The organism is Chryseobacterium sp. MEBOG06, from assembly GCF_021869765.1.
In the GTDB taxonomy this organism is placed as follows: domain Bacteria; phylum Bacteroidota; class Bacteroidia; order Flavobacteriales; family Weeksellaceae; genus Chryseobacterium.
Map to the genome: position 1 here is coordinate 2,171,964 of NZ_CP084580.1, position 18,453 is coordinate 2,190,416.

Annotated in this window: 15 protein-coding genes; 12 read left to right on the forward strand and 3 right to left on the reverse strand. The window is 36.7% G+C overall.

Features of this window, described 5'->3' with window-relative positions; translation table 11 throughout:
• The first annotated feature begins 89 nt into the window (after positions 1-89).
• The 7 genes from LF887_RS09970 to LF887_RS10000 all read left to right on the forward strand — a co-directional run bounded on the left by LF887_RS09970 (position 90) and on the right by LF887_RS10000 (position 7,179).
• Entirely contained in the window at positions 90-1,130 is a 1,041-nt protein-coding gene (locus LF887_RS09970; protein ID WP_236859040.1) for a M28 family metallopeptidase, read from the forward strand.
• 163 nt (positions 1,131-1,293) lie between these two features.
• Positions 1,294-1,668, forward strand: coding sequence for a glyoxalase (locus LF887_RS09975; RefSeq protein ID WP_236859041.1), 375 nt, complete (start codon positions 1,294-1,296; stop codon positions 1,666-1,668).
• The gene (locus LF887_RS09980; protein WP_236859042.1) at positions 1,665-2,165 is read left to right on the forward strand and encodes an endonuclease V; all 501 of its coding nucleotides are present in this window, start codon (positions 1,665-1,667) and stop codon (positions 2,163-2,165) included. The genes LF887_RS09975 and LF887_RS09980 overlap by 4 nt, the downstream gene beginning before the upstream one ends.
• 154 nt (positions 2,166-2,319) lie before the next feature.
• Complete coding sequence (locus LF887_RS09985) at positions 2,320-3,495, forward strand: acetyl-CoA C-acyltransferase (RefSeq protein ID WP_236859043.1); 1,176 nt, start codon at positions 2,320-2,322, stop codon at positions 3,493-3,495.
• A gap of 103 nt (positions 3,496-3,598) precedes the next feature.
• Positions 3,599-4,492 carry a leucine-rich repeat domain-containing protein gene (locus LF887_RS09990; protein WP_236859044.1) on the forward strand — a complete coding sequence of 298 codons (894 nt, stop codon included), beginning with the start codon at positions 3,599-3,601 and terminating at the stop codon, positions 4,490-4,492.
• A 229-nt stretch (positions 4,493-4,721) separates the two neighbouring features.
• Entirely contained in the window at positions 4,722-6,032 is a 1,311-nt protein-coding gene (locus LF887_RS09995) for a GEVED domain-containing protein (RefSeq protein WP_236859045.1), read from the forward strand.
• A gap of 328 nt (positions 6,033-6,360) precedes the next feature.
• On the forward strand, positions 6,361-7,179 hold the full coding sequence (locus tag LF887_RS10000; RefSeq protein ID WP_236859046.1) for a GLPGLI family protein: 819 nt from the start codon (positions 6,361-6,363) through the stop codon (positions 7,177-7,179).
• A gap of 72 nt (positions 7,180-7,251) precedes the next feature.
• On the opposite strand, the gene LF887_RS10005 is transcribed toward LF887_RS10000, so the two are convergent.
• Positions 7,252-10,599 (reverse strand): DEAD/DEAH box helicase, encoded by a 3,348-nt coding sequence (locus tag LF887_RS10005; protein WP_236859047.1) that lies wholly within the window; start codon positions 10,597-10,599, stop codon positions 7,252-7,254.
• A 140-nt stretch (positions 10,600-10,739) separates the two neighbouring features.
• On the opposite strand from LF887_RS10005, the gene LF887_RS10010 reads away from it, so the two are divergent.
• The 3 genes from LF887_RS10010 to LF887_RS10020 all read left to right on the forward strand — a co-directional run bounded on the left by LF887_RS10010 (position 10,740) and on the right by LF887_RS10020 (position 14,373).
• Complete coding sequence (locus LF887_RS10010) at positions 10,740-12,227, forward strand: catalase (RefSeq protein ID WP_236859048.1); 1,488 nt, start codon at positions 10,740-10,742, stop codon at positions 12,225-12,227.
• A 287-nt stretch (positions 12,228-12,514) separates the two neighbouring features.
• Positions 12,515-13,312 carry an SDR family oxidoreductase gene (locus LF887_RS10015; RefSeq protein ID WP_236859049.1) on the forward strand — a complete coding sequence of 266 codons (798 nt, stop codon included), beginning with the start codon at positions 12,515-12,517 and terminating at the stop codon, positions 13,310-13,312.
• A gap of 146 nt (positions 13,313-13,458) precedes the next feature.
• On the forward strand, positions 13,459-14,373 hold the full coding sequence (locus LF887_RS10020) for a helix-turn-helix domain-containing protein (protein ID WP_236859050.1): 915 nt from the start codon (positions 13,459-13,461) through the stop codon (positions 14,371-14,373).
• 133 nt (positions 14,374-14,506) lie between these two features.
• On the opposite strand, the gene LF887_RS10025 is transcribed toward LF887_RS10020, so the two are convergent.
• The gene (locus LF887_RS10025; protein WP_236859051.1) at positions 14,507-15,100 is read right to left on the reverse strand and encodes a hypothetical protein; all 594 of its coding nucleotides are present in this window, start codon (positions 15,098-15,100) and stop codon (positions 14,507-14,509) included.
• A 155-nt stretch (positions 15,101-15,255) separates the two neighbouring features.
• Positions 15,256-16,101: a helix-turn-helix domain-containing protein gene (locus LF887_RS10030; protein ID WP_236859052.1), complete on the reverse strand. Its 846-nt coding sequence runs from the start codon at positions 16,099-16,101 to the stop codon at positions 15,256-15,258.
• A 193-nt stretch (positions 16,102-16,294) separates the two neighbouring features.
• Here LF887_RS10030 and LF887_RS10035 point away from each other — a divergent pair, with 193 nt between their 5' ends.
• Together LF887_RS10035 and LF887_RS10040 are read left to right on the forward strand one after the other, a co-directional pair.
• Positions 16,295-17,455: an MFS transporter gene (locus tag LF887_RS10035; protein WP_236859053.1), complete on the forward strand. Its 1,161-nt coding sequence runs from the start codon at positions 16,295-16,297 to the stop codon at positions 17,453-17,455.
• Between the two features lie 124 nt (positions 17,456-17,579).
• Positions 17,580-18,443, forward strand: a complete 864-nt coding sequence (locus LF887_RS10040) for a helix-turn-helix domain-containing protein (RefSeq protein WP_236859054.1) — start codon at positions 17,580-17,582, stop codon at positions 18,441-18,443.
• The last annotated feature ends 10 nt before the right edge of the window (positions 18,444-18,453 follow it).

Below are 18,453 nucleotides of genomic sequence, written 5' to 3' on the forward strand. Positions count from 1 at the left end.
AAATGAATGATTCTGCCCTTGTTTTAAGATCTTTGTCGTTCGTTGCTTAAATTCAATAAAAAATGTTATTTTTAAGAAATTTATTCTTTATGAAAAAACTACTTATTCCGTTATTTTCTGTAGCTGTACTTAGCAGTTGCGGAACGGCAAAAATGTCTGATGGTAAATCATCCCATCCTGTATCTACAAAGTATGATAGGGCTTTTTCTGATGCATATAAGATGATCAAAGCTGAGGACCTTAAGAAGAACCTTTATGTAATTGCATCCGATGAGATGGAAGGGAGAGATACCGGAAGTAAAGGACAGAAAAAAGCGGGAGAGTATATCATTAACTATTATAAAAATTTAGGAATTTCGGGGCCCAAAGCATTAGGTTCTTATTACCAGAAAGTTCCTGCAGATTTTATGAAAAAAAGAGGAGGAGGTAACCTTCCGGATTCTGAAAATATTCTGGCCTTTATCGAAGGAAGCGAAAAGCCTGAAGAAATTGTGGTTGTTTCTGCTCATTATGACCACGTTGGAGTGAAAAACGGAGTGGTATACAATGGTGCTGATGATGACGGAAGCGGAACCGTTGCTGTAATGGAAATTGCCGAAGCTTTCCAGGAAGCTAAAAAAGCAGGAAAAGGACCTAAAAGATCTATGTTGTTCTTGCACGTTACAGGAGAAGAGCATGGTTTATTTGGGTCAGAATACTATTCCCAGAACCCTGTTTTCCCGTTAGCGAATACAGTAGTTGACCTTAATATAGATATGATTGGACGTGATGATCCCGCCAACAGAGGAAAGCAATATGTCTATGTAATTGGTTCAGAAATGTTGAGCTCAGAGCTTAAAGTCATCAACGAAGCTGCCAATAAAAGAACCAATAACCTGGAACTTAATTATAAATATGATGATCTGAATGATCCTGAGCAATTGTATTACCGTTCAGACCATTATAATTTTGCAAAACATAATATTCCTGTAGCATTTTTCTTTGACGGAATTCACGAAGATTACCACAAACCCACTGATGATCCGGACAAAATTGATTATAATTTGCTGGAAAAGAGAACTCAGCTTATTTTCACTACTGCCTGGGACATTGCCAACAGAGCAGAAAGAATTGTTGTAGATAAGAAGTAATAATGTTGTTTGTTGGCAAGGACAAAGAAATGATAAATAAAAGCCATTAAAATAAAGAATTTTTTTAAATGCCGTTTGAAATTTATAAAAGATGAAACCTTGTGCTTGCCAATAATACGATTAACATCCGATTTAAAAGGATTCATAAAAATAAAAAGCAGCCATGAAACAGCAGGTAAAATCAATCCGCCCTTTTATTGGAGCTCAAAACTTTGAGATAAGCAGAAGTTTCTATAAAGATCTGGGTTTTGAAGAAATAGTTCTTGAATCTAAGCTTTCTTTGTTCAGAAAACAGGAAACAGCCTTTTACCTTCAGGACTATTATGCCAAAGACTGGATAGAAAATACAATGATTTTTATGGAAGTTGACAATACAGATGAATTTTGGCAGGAGCTTTTGTCACTCAGCCTTGCCAGTAAATATGAAAATGTAAAACTTACTCCCGTAAGAATAATGGAATGGGGAAAAGAATGCTTTGTACATGATCCGTCAGGAATTTTATGGCATTTTGGAGAGTTTTTTAAGAATAAAATATGATATACGCATTTGACACCTATTATTATGAAGACTATGCCAATACGGTATGTCTTGCATTTGAAAACTGGGATTCAGAAGATGAAGTTGAGGTCTTTATTGAAGAAACAGATATCAACTCTGAATATGAAAGCGGAGCATTTTATAAAAGAGAGTTGCCATGCATCTTGAGCCTGTTAAAGAAAATACTATTACGTCCTGGGGATATTATCCTTGTTGACGGTTATGTAACCCTTGATAATGAAGGTAAAATCGGATTAGGTGGACATTTGTACGAAGCTTTAGAAGAAAAATATCCCATTGTTGGAATTGCAAAAAACGGATTTACAAGTCCTGATTCCCAAAGGAGAAATGTATTGCGGGGAGAAAGTAAAACACCTCTTTTTCTTACTGCAAAAGGGGTTGATGTAGATGAAATAAAATCCAAAATAGAGCTGATGCACGGTACTTTCAGGATTCCAACCTTACTGAAAAAACTTGATCAACTGAGTCGGAAATAAAAATCTGGGGTCTTACCATAAGTTGTAAGACTTTTTTTTAATATAAATAATACCAATCGGTATAAATTGTTTATATTTGTATAGATCCCATCAGCAAGGAGAGAATTTTTTAACTAAAAATATACCGATTGGTATTTTTAAATAACATATTACTATGAAAGAAGTATTTATAATTGCAGCTAAGCGTACACCTATCGGTGGATTTATGGGAAGTCTTTCCGGATTTTCAGCTCCTCAGCTAGGGGCTCTGGCCATACAGAATGCCTATGAAAGTGTACAGCTCACCCCGGAGTCTATAGACAGCGTGTATATGGGAAATGTACTAAGTGCAGGCGTAGGGCAGTCACCAGCCAGACAGTCAGCTGTTTTTTCTAAAATTCCGGTAAATAAAGATGCTACAACGATCAATAAAGTTTGTGCTTCCGGAATGAAATCAGCAATGATAGGGGCACAGCAAATTCAGCTTGGACTGGAAAATATTGTAATGACAGGAGGTATGGAAAGTATGAGTAATGTTCCGCATTATACACATCTCCGTCACGGTAAAAAATTAGGAGATACAACGCTTACAGACGGATTGATTAAAGATGGCTTGTGGGATGTCTATAATGATTTCCATATGGGAAGTGCAGCAGAACTTGGTGTGAAGAAATACGGGCTTACAAGACAGCAGCTTGATGATTATGCTTTGCTTTCTTATAAGAGAGCTCAGGATGCTGTTTTAAACAGTAAATTCAGTAATGAACTGATCAGTATTTCAGTTGAAGGAAGAAAAGGAACGACAGTGATAGATAGAGATGAAGATATTGATAAACTTATCCCGGAAAAAATTTCCCTGCTAAAACCTGCTTTTGAAAATGATGGCTCACTCACTGCAGCTAACTCAAGCAATTTAAATGATGGTGCAGCAGCCATAATCCTGGCATCTTCAGAAGCTGTTAAGGAGCATAATCTTACTCCATTGGCTAAAATTATAGCCTATGCTGATGCAGCCCAATCACCGGAATGGTTTACCACCACACCCTCAATAGCTATTAATAAAGTATTGAAGCAGGCAGGTCTAAGCCTTTCTGATATTGATTATTTTGAAATTAATGAAGCCTATTCATCTGTTATTTTATCCAATCAGCAGATTCTGGGCTATGATTTAGATAAAGTAAATGTTTATGGCGGAGCTGTTGCGTTAGGGCATCCTATCGGGGCTTCCGGAGCACGTATTATAACAACACTGGTGAATGTATTACGTCAGGAAAAGGGCAGATACGGGATCGCAGCAATCTGTAACGGAGGCGGAGGAGCATCAGCAATTCTTATAGAAAATATAAGCTGAAAGCCAGGGAAAAGACTAAATTGAAGCTTTTAAAATAAAATTCATAAATTTCAATATATTTTGAGAGATCTTTTGAAAAATTCTGTAGAATAATATAATACTAATGCGAGAACATTTTGAGGATTTATTGGATAGAAAGGGGGATTATTGGAAAATGATTCCGACTAATGAAAGACTGGTATATTCTGTTGATAAAGAAATTTCGGATAAAGAAGACGTTAAAATTATAACAGTTAGTAAACACCATAAAAACTGGAAGCAGATTTTTGAATACCCTAATATTGAAGAACTTAATCTCGATCAGCCCAGTCAGGAACAGATTCAGCTGATCAGCGAACTGAATAGTATTAAAAGATTAAGAATTACCTCTTTCCGGATTAAAGATATTGAATTTATGAAAAACTTTGTGAACTTAGAAGAACTCGCATTGGAATATGTTTCAGGATTTACAGATCTTTCACCGTTACAGCACCTTGCAAAGCTGAAGTGCCTTCATCTGGAAAATTTGCGCAGTATTTCAGATTTTGAAGGGCTTAGCGGGATAAAAAAATTAAAGTTTCTTCATATTGAGGGTACATTAGACTGGAAACAGCCTATCAATAACTTTTCATTTTTGGCAGGGCTTCCTGATTTAGAATTTTTCAGCCTTGGGTTAATTAATTGTAAGTCTGATTTTCCGGCTTTTCTTCCTGTATTGGAATTGAGAAAACTCCAATATATAAGAATAGGAATGGCAACACTGGAAACCCCGGAATTTGCCTTTCTGGAAACTGCCTTACCCTCAGTGAAGAAGGGATTTCATAAAGGGTTCTCATGGCCGCTTTATACTAACATAGATTATACGGACCAAGGTTATGTAACATTACTTGGAAAAGGGCAGGGAAGAGTAAAAGTGAACAAGCCGGGCGCATCAGCTAAACTTGAAGCATTTGTCAAACAGTATGAGGAATATAAACAGGCTGCTATTGAAATCATTTCAAACTATCATAAAGATTAACAGCAGAAGTTGATTTTTCTGTTAAATAATCGGCTATTCCTTACTATAATTTAAGAATAGCCGATTTTTTCAAGCATCCATTGTTCATTATTTTTAATTAATCCGGTGATTTGATGTTATTTGTTGAGTTAATTATCAGCAAATATGAATAAACTGACAAATGTCATTACGTTCTTATTTTTATTGATTCTAAATAAATATAAATTTGTCTCAAGAAATTTAAGAATAAATGAAAAAAATAACTACCCTTTCTGCTGTTGCTCTCTGTTCACTGATGAATGCTCAGGTACAGTACTGTATGCCTGCCTTTCAGTATGGAGCTGACAGCAATATGATTAGCAATGTTACCTTTGGGAATATTAATAATTCCTCATCCGTTCAGTCTTCAAATGCACAGATCTATGAAAACTTCACTTCTATATCCACAGATCTGCAGGCAGGAAACTCGTATCCGATTTCAGTGAAAGGCCCATCCAGTACTTTCCCAAGTGATGTGGTAGTATTTATCGATTTTAATCAGAATGGGAATTTTGATGATGCAGGTGAAAGTTTTTATATCGGAAGAATTGCGGCTGCTAATCCTGCTAATGCTTTCACAATCAACAGTTCCATCGTTATCCCGGCTACTGCTGCGAATGGAAGTACAAGAATGAGAGTTCTTAAAAATACAAATGTTTCAGCCTATTCAGATCCTAATGCTCCCAATTCTATCAATTCAGCCTGTGACTCAAGCTTAAGGGCAGGGCAGACAGAAGAATATACGGTGAATATTTTGGGAAGCACCGCGAATTTTCCTTTCCCGTACTGTGGTACTGAAAATGTAACGAGTCTTACAGTAAGTGAAATTGGTGGAGTAGAATTTGCAGGAATGGTCAATAACAGTGTTATCAATGGTAATTCGGATGTTCTTGAGAATTTTACAAGTGTTGTTTTCAATGTTAACCGTGGAAATAATTACCCGATTAAAGTAATAGGAGGCACTCACGGACAATCTACGGTATCAGCCTATGCTTATATAGATTTCAATCACAATAACCTTTTTGATAGCGATGAAGTATTCAATTTAGGGTATCTGGATAACTCCAATCCTGTTGCTGGTGACCAATCCGGCGTGGTTTTAGGGAATATTACAATACCTATGAATGCTTTGTTGGGAGAGACCCGTTTCAGACTGGTAAAAGCATATGAATCAAACTCGTGGATGGGAGTATTGGAAAATCTTCCATGTCCTAAGGCCTGGTTTATAGGACAGGTGGAAGATTATACAATCAATGTACAGCTTGAAAGCCTCTCTACAGCTGAGGTTTCTAAAAATTCAACAGCTCTGGTGAAGATATATCCTAATCCAGCAACAGGTTCCGCAACGATCAAAATGAAAGAAGGTCTCGATAAATATGAGATTTATACGCTGTCAGGGCAGAAAATAGAGGAAGGAACTTCTCTGGCCATAAATATGGAAAACCTTATTCCGGGAACATATATGATCAGAATCCTTACAAAAGATAAAAAAGTAATCACCGAAAAAATCATTAAAAAATAAACACATATCTAATCATATCCATATCAATTTTTGTTTTTTTAATCGACAGGTCCTATTATCCTGTCGATTTTGTTTTTTATCCCCGAAAAGACCGTCTTTAAGAGGATTTTAACTAAAATAATTCTATGGGTGGTAATTGTTAAATTTCAAACAGGAATCTTTAACTTTTAACCTTAAAAATTATCAAAACTTTATAAAGTACAGGTGTTTCCGGGCTGAGAAATTGAACTTATTTTTACAGAAACATTTAAACCTGCTATTTCATATCAAAAGGACCCTTTCAAAAACTGTTGAAACCTCTTTGAGTATGATATAGAAATCTAATACCATGAAAAAAACAGTACTTATTGCAGTTCTTTCTGCAGGGTTCTGGGCACAAGCTCAAACCCACCGCTTTATCTATGATGTTGTTTATAAAAAAGATCCTGCATCAGAAATTCTTACAAAAGAAAATTTTCACCTGGACATACATCCGGACAGAACAGATTATTATCAGAGAGATTTTTTTATTGCCGATTCACTGATCAGTAATAATATTGAGTTTCCAAAAGATGCTAAACTCAATACTTCCACTATCGTTTCGCATAAACCGGGAGAAGAGATGTATAACGAATATGATTTGCTGGAAAACACGATCTTAAAACTGCAGACTAATGATACTCAAAACTGGAAACTGACAAACGAAAGTAAAAAAGTTAAGAATTTTACCTTACAGAAAGCAACCACTCATTATGGAGGCAGAGAATGGACTGCATGGTTTGCTAAAGAAATCCCTTTTCAGGAAGGTCCGTACAAATTTCATGGCCTGCCGGGGCTGATCATAGAGCTTTATGATGATAAAAGTAACTATAAATTTGAACTGGTGAAATCTACAAAGCTCGATAAGCCGGTGAAAAATATGTTTATAGATATGGCAAAGCAAAACGGTGTCGCCACCCCATGGGAAAAGTATAAAAGTACAAAACTGGCCTTTTATGAATCTCCTATTAATTTCATCAGGAATGGAATACAGGGCGATCAGTTTTTCCTGAATGACGGAACGCAGGTGAATGCTGCCAATAGACGTGAAGTAAATGAAAGATTAAAAGAAACCATTAAAAAGTATAATAATCCAATTGATCTGGATAAGAAAATCAATTATAAATAACCTCATAAAAAAGTCTGCTTCAAATATGAAGCAGACTTTTTAAGCTTTATATTGACGCTAAAGCCAGAACCGTTATTTCTGAGAATCGGTTTCCAGCAAGTCCATCAGGTCACGCTTTGATAATCCCTGTAGTTTTTTTCCATCCGTCTGGAGCAGATTTTGGGCCAGCAGCTTTTTTTTCTTTTGAAGGATCAGTATTTTCTCTTCCACGGTATTGGAACAGATCATTCGGACGGCAATTACATTTTTAGTTTGTCCAATACGGTAGCTTCGGTCAATTGCCTGGTTTTCAATAGCAGGATTCCACCAAGGATCTATCAGATAAATATAATCAGCCTGGGTAAGGTTAAGCCCAACACCTCCCGCCTTTAAGCTGATAAGGAATACTCTGACATTTTTATTTTTCTGAAAATTAGAGACTTTTTCTCCTCGGTTTTTTGTTTGCCCTGTAAGGTATTCGAATGAAATACCGTGTTTTTCCAATTCAGCTTTAACCAGATCCAGCATCCCCACAAATTGTGAAAATACCAGGATCTTATGGTCTTTTGATTTTCCGAGAATCTGTTCTGTCAGAATCTCGATTTTTACGGCATTTTCCCCGGAATATCCTTCTTTAATCAGTGCAGGAGAGTTGCAGATTTGCCGAAGCCTTGTAAGCCCTGTAAGAACATGCATACTGTTTTTATTGAGTTCGTCATCGTCATTGCTGGCAATGAATTCCCGGAGTTCTTTTTCATAAGCATCATAGATCCGGCGCTGTTCTGAATTCATTTCACAGTAAATCACCGTTTCCGTCTTCTCAGGAAGTTCTTTGGCTACCTGTTTTTTGGTTCTTCTGAGGATAAATGGTTTTATCTTCTGCTGAAGTTCTACAGCACGTTTACTGTATTCAAATTTATCAATAGGAATAGCATAAATATCTTTAAAAGACTGCTTGCTTCCCAACAACCCGGGACAGGCAAAAGAAAGCTGGCTGTAAAGGTCAAAAGTACTGTTTTCTACAGGCGTTCCTGTCAATACAATTCTATTTCTCGACTGAAGCAGACGGGCAGCCTTATATCTCTCTGAATTTGGATTCTTAATGGTTTGTGATTCATCAAGAAAAATATAATTGAAATGGAGTGTTTTAAGAAACCGAATATCGGAAAGCAGCATTCCATAAGTGGTGAGGACTACTTCATATTCAGGCATATGAATAATTGTTTTGGATCTGTCTGCTCCGTAATGCAGTAAAACTTTTATAGAAGGTGCAAACCTGCTGATTTCTTCCTGCCAGTTGAAAAGCAGGGAAGTAGGTACTACAATGAGATTGGTGGTATGCCCCCGCTTTTCCCGCTGTGACAAAATAAATGCAATAATCTGAATGGTTTTTCCAAGTCCCATATCATCAGCCAGACATCCTCCAAAATTAAATCCATCAAGAAAGTTCAGCCAGTTCAGTCCATCATGCTGATAATCTCTCAATTCAGCATTTAGCGTAGCTGGAATACTCACTACAGGTATTTTTTTAGCCTTTGAAAATTGTGATGAGTAGGTTGTAATTTCATTCTGAACTTCTTTATTAAGTACTTCTTTTTCAAAAAGTGAGGAAATTTCAGTAAAATTAATCTTTGGAATTTTTAGTAATTCCTCATCAATTTCGCCGGCCTGAAAATAAGCGGATATTTTTTCTACCCATTCTTCCGGAAGGATGCCCAAAGTACCATCATCCAGCTGTACAAATTTGCTTTTATTGCGGATACTTCTGTGAAGCTGCTTCAGTGTTGCTTCTTTTTGTCCGAATCCTACTTTTAGCTTGGCATTAAACCAATCCAGTCCGCTGGTAATCTGAATGTTGATCTTCGCCCGGTGAGCATTAAGTTTATTGTTTTTTAATTCATTGAAACCGAGTATGGTAATTCCTTCATTGCGCCATACATCAAATGCTTCAAGAAACCAGTTGTTATCCAGGAACTTATCTCTGTGCAGATAAAAATACTGATAGCCGTCCATCTGCTCTTCAAAATCAGGATGCTGCTGCATAATCAGAGAAGTGAAGCGGGCTTCTGCAGCATCATTTCTTTCTATCTTAAATGGATTTCCATTTTGATCCATATCAAAAATCTGCTTCCTGGAGTATACCGGAACTTCTACCTGGCCATACTTCATTACAGGCGTAATTCCGATATAATTTTCCTGCTGACGAAGATAAACAACCTTTTCTATCTGATAATTTTTATCTTCAAGCTGTGCTTTCGTTGCTGTTTGTATGTAGTTATAATTGATGTGTATACGTTCTTCAAGAGTAGACAGGATGTTTTGCATAAAATCATCATATTTTGAAGAATGAATAAGCAGAATCTCGTTATTAGCTTTAAAAAATCTAATGATTCTGAGGAGGTCCGGATGGTCTATGAAGCTGAATACGTTTTTGTTATATATAAAATATTCATTTTTAAGAACAATATTTTTAAAAGGTATGGAGAGATCATTGAACTGTAATTCTCCTGTTATTTCATAAAAAGGATCTTTCTTAAATACAGATAGTTGTACCTCTGCATCTAAAGTTTTAAGTTCAATAGGGGTAAGCGACTTTGCAGAGATGGTTTCTGCAATTTCGCGGTCATGATAATATACCTCCAGCTCCAGAGGATTCTGTACAATCAGTTTTAAAGCTTCAAGTTCTGAGTGATTATAATCTTCGTTATAATTATTTTGGAAAGAGGTAACGGCCGTGTAGAATTTAATATCCTGTGGTTTTTCCGCTTTCCATATCAGCTGCATGGTATCTACAGAAGTAACCGGGTTTTTAATTTTTCCGTTTTGGGTAATTTCTGACTCCATTAAAGAAAAAACCAGATGATTATAGTAACGGTGTTTTCCCATCACTAATATCTGCTTTTTGCCGTTTGCCAGTAATGAAAGTTGATCCAGAAGAGAAGGCTGCTGCGGAATAAAATCTCTTTCTAATATCAGGCCATCCAGAGGTAATATCTCTTTGATTTTGGGAAGAATTTCAATTTTGCCTTCTGTATAGTTCAACTGAAAATAAAGATCGAGATCTGGTTCATGTTCCAGACCATATGCCTTTGCTTTTGGGATAAACATATTCTTACGAAGCGTATCATCAAAAAACGCCCGGAAATTTTTTTCTTCCAGAATAGCATGGATAATTTCTGTCTGATGGGAACAGAGCTGATTCTGCGCATTATCACAGGTACAGGAGCAAAGAACAGAATGGCCAATCCTGCTCACAGTAACGATAGGAAAATCCTGAAGAGATGTTCTTTTTGTAAATGTTCCTGTATTATTTTCAATGGTTACAGGGTAAATTCCGTAAAAATCTTTGATACCAATAAACGCACTGTCTGTGGTATGTTTCAACAGATCATACACGGATAGGGTGCTGATATTGACATCTTCAAGAATATATTCTGCCATAAAAATTGATCCTGACAAACTTACAAAAAACAAAGTAAATAATAAGGGGATAAATCTATTTTTGGACCGTTGTTTTATGCAGAAACTGGATGAGTTTATTCCCAAATAAAGAGGGTAGCTTTGGTTAATAATTATTCATTATGAAGCAAGATAAACTAACCAATCGAACCGGTGCACCGGTATCAGATAACCAGAGTATTTTAACAGCAGGCAGACGAGGTCCGGCTTTACTGCAGGATATCTGGTTTTTAGAGAAAATGGCCCATTTTGACAGGGAAGTTATTCCTGAACGAAGGATGCATGCTAAGGGATCCGGAGCTTTTGGTGTTTTTAAAGTAACACATGATATTACAAAATATACCAGGGCCAAACTGTTTTCCACAGTAGGAAAAGAAACGCCATTATTTATTCGTTTTTCTACAGTAGCAGGAGAAAGAGGTGCAGCAGATGCTGAAAGAGATATACGAGGCTTCGCATTAAAATTTTATACCGAAGAAGGGAATTGGGATTTGGTGGGAAATAATACCCCTGTTTTTTTTCTGCGTGATCCTTTAAAATTTCCGGATTTAAATCATGCCGTAAAAAGAGATCCCCGAACCAATATGAGAAGTGCAGATAATAACTGGGATTTCTGGACATTGTTACCGGAATCGCTACATCAGGTAACGATTACCATGAGTGACCGTGGAATTCCGAAGTCATATAGACATATGGATGGTTTTGGAAGCCATACATTCAGTTTTATCAATGATGAAAATAAACGTTTTTGGGTTAAATTCCATTTTAAAACACAGCAGGGTATTCAGAATATCAGTAATGCAGAAGCAAAATCAATCATTGGAGAAGACAGGGAAAGTCATCAAAAAGATTTGTATGAAAGTATTAAGGCAGGTAATTTTCCGAAATGGACGATGTATGTTCAGATTATGAAAGAAGAAGAAGCAGACCGCTATTCTGTTAATCCATTTGATTTAACAAAAGTTTGGCCGCATGGAGATTATCCCTTAATTCAGGTAGGAGAATTTACCCTTAACAGAAATCCTTCCAATTATTTTGCAGAAGTTGAACAGGCAGCATTCAATCCTGCATCTATTGTTCCGGGTATTGGTTTTTCACCTGATAAAATGCTTCAGGGACGGCTGTTTTCCTATGGAGATACCCAACGATACAGATTAGGGGTAAATCATCATCAGATACCTGTTAATGCGCCTAAATGCCCTTATCATTCTTATCACCGTGATGGAGCAATGCGTACAGACGGTAATTTTGAAAGCACCCAGGGATATGAACCTAACAGTTTTAAACAATGGGAAGAGCAGCCTGATTTTAGTGAGCCACCTTTAAAAATAAATGGAGATGCCGGCCATTGGGACCACCGTGAAGATGATGATTATTTTTCTCAACCAGGGAATCTTTTCAGACTTATGTCGGATGTGCAAAAAGAGATCTTATTTCAGAATACAGCAGAAGCAGTAGGTGAGGCACAGCAGTTTATTCAGATCCGCCATATAAGAAATTGTTATCAGGCTGATCCAGCGTACGGTGAAGGAGTAGCTGAAGCACTTGGGTTATCCATGCAGTCAGTATTTGATTATGAGGGATATGAAATGAAGAGAATTTTGAAGTAGCTGAAAGAGGATTGCTGCATTTGGACATTTTCTGAAAAGAGGTTAGGATTAAACAAAGCTATAGGCCTTAATTGGTGGCAGAGATGACCTCAGTTTCAGCGGGAACAGCTTTTTTTAGAGTATAATCCTTCTGTTGAACAATCAGCGGAAGGATTTTTAGTCATTATCGGATAATCTGCATGAATTTTTCAGACAAGTCCATTTTGGCTACAGGATAATCCGTTTTGGCAACTCAGTCTTTTTTTTGAATACAGACCTTTGTCATGTAATTTTTAAACAAAGAAAAAATGAAAACAATTTTTATAACAGGTGCTTCTACAGGATTAGGAAAAGCAACTGCTCAATTATTTCAAAACAAAGGATGGAAAGTGATAGCTACAATGAGAAACCCCGAAGCGGGTGCAGAACTTTCTGTTTTAGAAAATGTAACAGTATTACCACTGGATGTTACCAATCCTGAACAAATAAAATCAACGGTAAATCAGGTACTTGAAGCTGGTGATATAGATGTTGTTTTTAATAATGCCGGATATGGGCTTTTAGGTCCAGTGGAAGCCTTAACTGACGAACAGATTGTAAGACAGCTGGATACTAATCTATTGGGGGTGATCCGGGTAACACAGGCATTTATACCTTATTTCAGAGAAAAAAAGAATGGGATGTTTATTTCTACCACATCCATCGGCGGATTGATTGCCTTTCCTTTGAATTCTATTTATCATGCTACTAAATGGGCATTGGAAGGCTGGAGTGAAAGCCTTGCTTTTGAGCTAAACCAATTTGGCGTGGATGTCAAAACAGTTTCTCCGGGCGGGATCAAAACAGATTTTGTAAGCCGTTCTCTGGATTCTGCAACAAGTCCCGCATATGAAGAAATGACAAATTCTCTTTTTTCAAAAATGGAAGGTATGATGCAGGCAGCGTCTTCTCCGGAGCAGATTGCTGAAGTAGTATATGAAGCTGCTACAGATGGGAAACAGAAATTGAGATATGTGGCTGGTGAAGATGCAATAGCATTGTATGCTCAGCGTCTGGAACTGGGTGATGAAGCGTTCAGAGATCAATTAGGCAAACAATTCATTTAGTCAATAGACCATTTCATCTGTTTTGCTTTGAAAAAATAGAAACAGAATAAGTTTGTATTCCTAACAAAAGATAAGTGATTCAAAAACAGTATAAAAGAGAATGCAATTATACTGTTTTTGTCTGCTAAATAGTTTATTTTTATATCATGGAAAAGAAAGATAATAGTCCGATGAAAATTTCGTCCATATCACAGCTGCATGACCTGTTGAAGCTTCCTAAGCCTCTTCACCCACTGGTAAGTCTTGTGGATAATACAAAAATGTCTGTTGAAAAAGGGATGCTCGGAAGAAGTTTTATTTTGAATTTTTATAAAATCTCTTACAAATATTCCACTGTTGGAAAAATGGGGTATGGACAAGGGTATTATGATTTTAATGAAGGAGGGATGATGTTCACTGCTCCAGGCCAGGTTCTTTCTACTGATGAAAATGCTGAATACAGCGGATACACTTTATTGGTACATCCGGATTTTATCAGAAGCTATCCGCTGGCAAAGAACATTAAAAACTTTGGTTTCTTTTCTTATGATACCAATGAGGCTCTGCATTTATCCGATCAGGAAAAAACAAGAATAACAGGACTTCTGGACAGCATTACAAATGAACTGAATACGACAATAGACGAGGTAAGCCAGGATGTTATTGTTTCCTATATAGAAGTTCTGCTCAATTACAGCAACCGTTTCTACAAGAGACAGTTTATCACAAGAAAGGCTGTGAATAGCGATCTGCTGACCAATATGGATAGCATACTGGAAGAGTATTTCAACCATCAGGAAACATTAAATAAAGGGCTTCCTACCGTTGATTTTCTGGCCTCTAAACTTAATCTTTCTCCACATTATCTGAGCGATATGCTAAGAAACCTTACCGGACAGAATGCTCAGCAGCACATCCATGAAAAACTGATTGAAAAGGCTAAAGAATACCTTGCCACTACCAATTTTTCAGTATCAGAGGTCGCATATGCTCTGGGATTTGAGCATCCACAGTCATTTAATAAGCTTTTTAAAAAGAAAACTGATGAAACTCCTTTAAGTTACAGGCAGTCATTTAATTAAATTAATAAACATACCCGGCATTTTTGCCGGGTATATATTTTGAAGCAATATTGAGTAAAATAATGATCAATATGCTTTTTCTAAATCCCTTCAAATGCGCCATCAGTTTTTTAATGGCTTGTTCAATATTGGTTTAGCTTATATTTTCAATAGAATCTATCATCCACTGATCCTTCTTAGTCAGAACATATCTAAGCATCATGCCGCAACGTTCCAAATGAAATTCTACGTAGCATAACTGATCACTGAGCGGTTTTACGGTAAACTTTATATGATCAATGTTTTTCAGATCAGACTGGAAATCTTCCTGAGTAAGGAAGAAATAATTATAATCAAAATTGACAGGTGGGCCATCGTTTGCAGGATTTTGTTTGAAATATTCATTTCCATCTGCATATCGGTTTTTGTAGACTTTAAGAAATTTTGACGAGAAAAGGTTGGTTTCTTTCAGTAATTTAAGCTCTTTTTCCACCTCATCAAAATCTACATAATAATTGTCTGTATCTTCTGTTTTGCCCATACCTCCGCCTTCTATAGTATTAAAGCGGTCTATTTTTTCTTCATTAGCCTCATACCAGAATAGAAATTTCTTTACCGTTTCAATGGGGGATTTGTCCTGTTTTTTCTGTTCCGGACTCTCTGTAATATCTTGCTTAACGGAAGTTGACAATGGAAGGCTCTTTGAAGTATCTTCCTTTTTGCAGTTGATTAGTGTGGCGAATACCATGAATGGCACTACCATTTTTTTTAGCATAAATAATTTTCTTTCAGGAGACTAACTTACAAAAAAATAAATAGAGATTGGTAATATGATTTTTTTTTGGAAATAGATCAGTTAAAGAATTATTTATTATTGAATATGAGAGATTTAATGACTGTATTTTACTTTTTGATCTTATAATTTTCCCTGTAAGTATTGGCTGTAATTCCTGTGCATCGCCTGAAATACCTGCAGAAAAGTGAGGAATCTACAAACTGAAGCTGATTGCTGATCTCTTTAATAGAAAGGGAAGTGGTTTTGAGAAGCTCTTTGGCATGTTTTATTACCATATAGCTTATCCATTGCTTAATAGGCTTTCCGGTTTCCTTTTTTATCAGGCTGCTGAGATACTGAGGGGAAAGATGAAGCTGATCCGAATAGAAGAGAACACCTCTTTGCAGATGACCATGTTTATTGAGCAGTTCAAAGAAATGCTCTATGATATCCTGGCTTCGGGTTTGTAAAAGGCTGTTGTTTTTTATAACCGGGAGATAAAGCTTTGAAACCAGCTCAAGCAGGGCATAGAGAAGATATTGTACAGACTCTGCCGTACTTTCTTCCTTTGTTTTGCTGTGGTATTCCTTTATGAGCTTTACTGTAGACCAGATAAGCTTTGCAGCGGTATTTTCTACCTGTATTCCGGGGTTGAATTTGATTTCGTCACTGGCGAGAAGAGCAGTCAGAAAGCTGTAAGTACTGATAAAATCCAGTGAGATAAAAAATACGGACAACTCAACATCATTACTGCAGGAAATAGTGCCTAAATCTGTATCTGGTAAAAGCATTACCACAGATGTACTCTGGATATGAAAAGTAAAAGAATTAACCTGAATGTTCAGTTCTCCATTTGATACAAAGCAAAGCAATAGTTTATTGACCCTGCTGGCACTTTTTTGAAATTTAGTGATGTCATTTGCTTTATATTTTTCTATATATAATCCTTCAAATTTAGGCTTAATATCTATCATGATGCAGGTAGATTACTTGTCGGAATGCTTAGGGTTTTATGGGCCGGATTCCTGAGTTCAAATGTAAGCAGTTAATTTTTCTTTTTTCATGTGTTGTTTAAAATGGAATATAAAATATCAAAAATGGAATATCTTTTTTTGGAAGACTGTGCCTAACTTCGCAAACAGAAATTTAAATCAAAACACTGTTAAAATGCACGATAGAGAATTATATAATGCGAAAATGCCTGCAGCCTGCTTTTTACTGTTCTTTGCTCACGGTCTTGTTTTTTCTTCATGGGCCAGCAGAATCCCTGTCATTAAAAACGCCCTTTCGATCAATGAGGCAGAGCTGGGAACTCTTTTACTTCTGATGCCGGTAGGTCAGCTTTCTACCATGGTACTTGCCGGAAAACTAATCAGCAGGTATGGAAGCAGCCAGGTCATTAAAAGCTGTTTTCTGTTCTATCCTGTTTCCCTTTTACTGATCGGAATTTCTCCTTCTTATTGGGTGCTGGGTGCTGTATTGTTTTTCTTTGGAGTTTCCGGAAATTTATGCAATATAGCGATGAATACACAGGCAATTGAAATTGAAACGATGACCAAAAGAACGCTTTTGTCATCTTATCATGGAGCCTGGTGTTTTGCCGGTCTGGCCGGAGCTCTTGTGGGGCTCCTGATGATCAATATCAATGTGGATACCTTCTATCATTTTATCTTTATTTTTATTCTTGTTGCAGGTTTATGGCTCTATTGCAGGCAGCATTTAACCAATATCATTCACAAAGTTGAGCCCCAGACACAATCTATTTTTAAATCAGTGAATTCTACTTTGGTAGGGCTTGGAATTATAGGATTTCTGAGTATGGCCATTGAAGGTGCGATGTTTGACTGGAGTGGAGTGTATTTTCAAACCATTGTAAAAGCCCCAGAAAAGCTTGTTATACTGGGATATACAAGTTTTATTTTAATGATGACTTTAGGACGCTTTGTAGGAAATCGTGTGATTGAGAAATATGGTAAGAAGACGGTATTGCAGGGCTGTGGTATTCTGATGAGCAGCGGTCTGTTTCTAAGCATTTTCTTTCCGGAATTATGGGTGTGTGTCATCGCTTTCATGATTATCGGGCTTGGCGGTTCTCTGAGCGTGCCGTCTGTTTACAGTGCTGTAGGACAGGTGAGCACGGTAGCACCCAGTATTGCGCTGTCATTTGTGTCCAGTATTTCCTTTTTAGGATTTTTGATGGGACCTCCTCTCATTGGATATATTGCTGAAGGTTTTGATCTTAGATATTCGTATGGACTTTTTGCCTGCTTTGGAATCCTGCTAACGGTAATTGCCGGACAGATGAAAATATTTAGAAATAAGGGTTAATTCTTGTTTTAGAGCAATTTTGACATTCACTTCATCAAGTTTGACATTTTTTTGTTCGACACAGAGGCTTAATATTGTTTTCTTTACTCCTGAAAATCTTTATCTTTATTAAAACTTTTCTTCAATGAAGCCGTTATCAAAAATTGTAACTGAACCCGCTGTAGAGCATTCCTTTTTTGTAAAGCAAGTGAAAGGAGACTGCCTGTGTACGGAACATTTTATAAGGCTGAGTTATAACCGGATTCTCATTGTAGAAAGTGGATGCGGATTGCTGATTGTAGACGGACATTCCTTTGAAATATCCGGACATGAAGTTTTTTTATTGGCGAAAGGGCAGATTTATCAGTTCGAACAACAATCTGAAATCAATGGATATTGTATTTCTTTTGGAGACTGCTTCTGGGAAAAGACACCTTCCAGTGCCAGCAACTGTAAAGCGGTCCTTTTTAACAATGCATCGGCTAATCAGCGTTTGAATCCTAATGATTTGGAATTGAATGAATTTTCATTCTTATGTAAAGCTTTAGTTGCAGATTTTGAATCCGATCAGTATACCAATCAGATTGATGTAATGGCAGCTTATCTGAAAATTATTATGATTAAACTGGCCAACATTAAACTGGTGCAGGAAGATCTATTCGACAATCAGGATTACCTTATTTATCGTAAGTTTATGGAAATTCTGGGCAATCAGTATCATCTGTTCCACGCTGTGAATGATTATGCAGAGATGCTGAATATTACCCCCAGAAGACTCAGTGAATTGTGTAAACGCTGCAGCAATAAAAGTGCAAAAGAAATTATTAACGGACAAATTACAGCAGAAGCTAAAAGACTGCTTCAGTTCAGTTCTTATTCTGTAAAAGAAATTGCTTATAAGCTTAATTTTAATACTTCAGAACAGTTCAGCCACTTTTTTAAGAAGAATACAAAGGCATCTCCTGTAAGCTATCGTAGTCATTTTATGAATATAGGTACTGGAGCCTGAGTGAAATTTT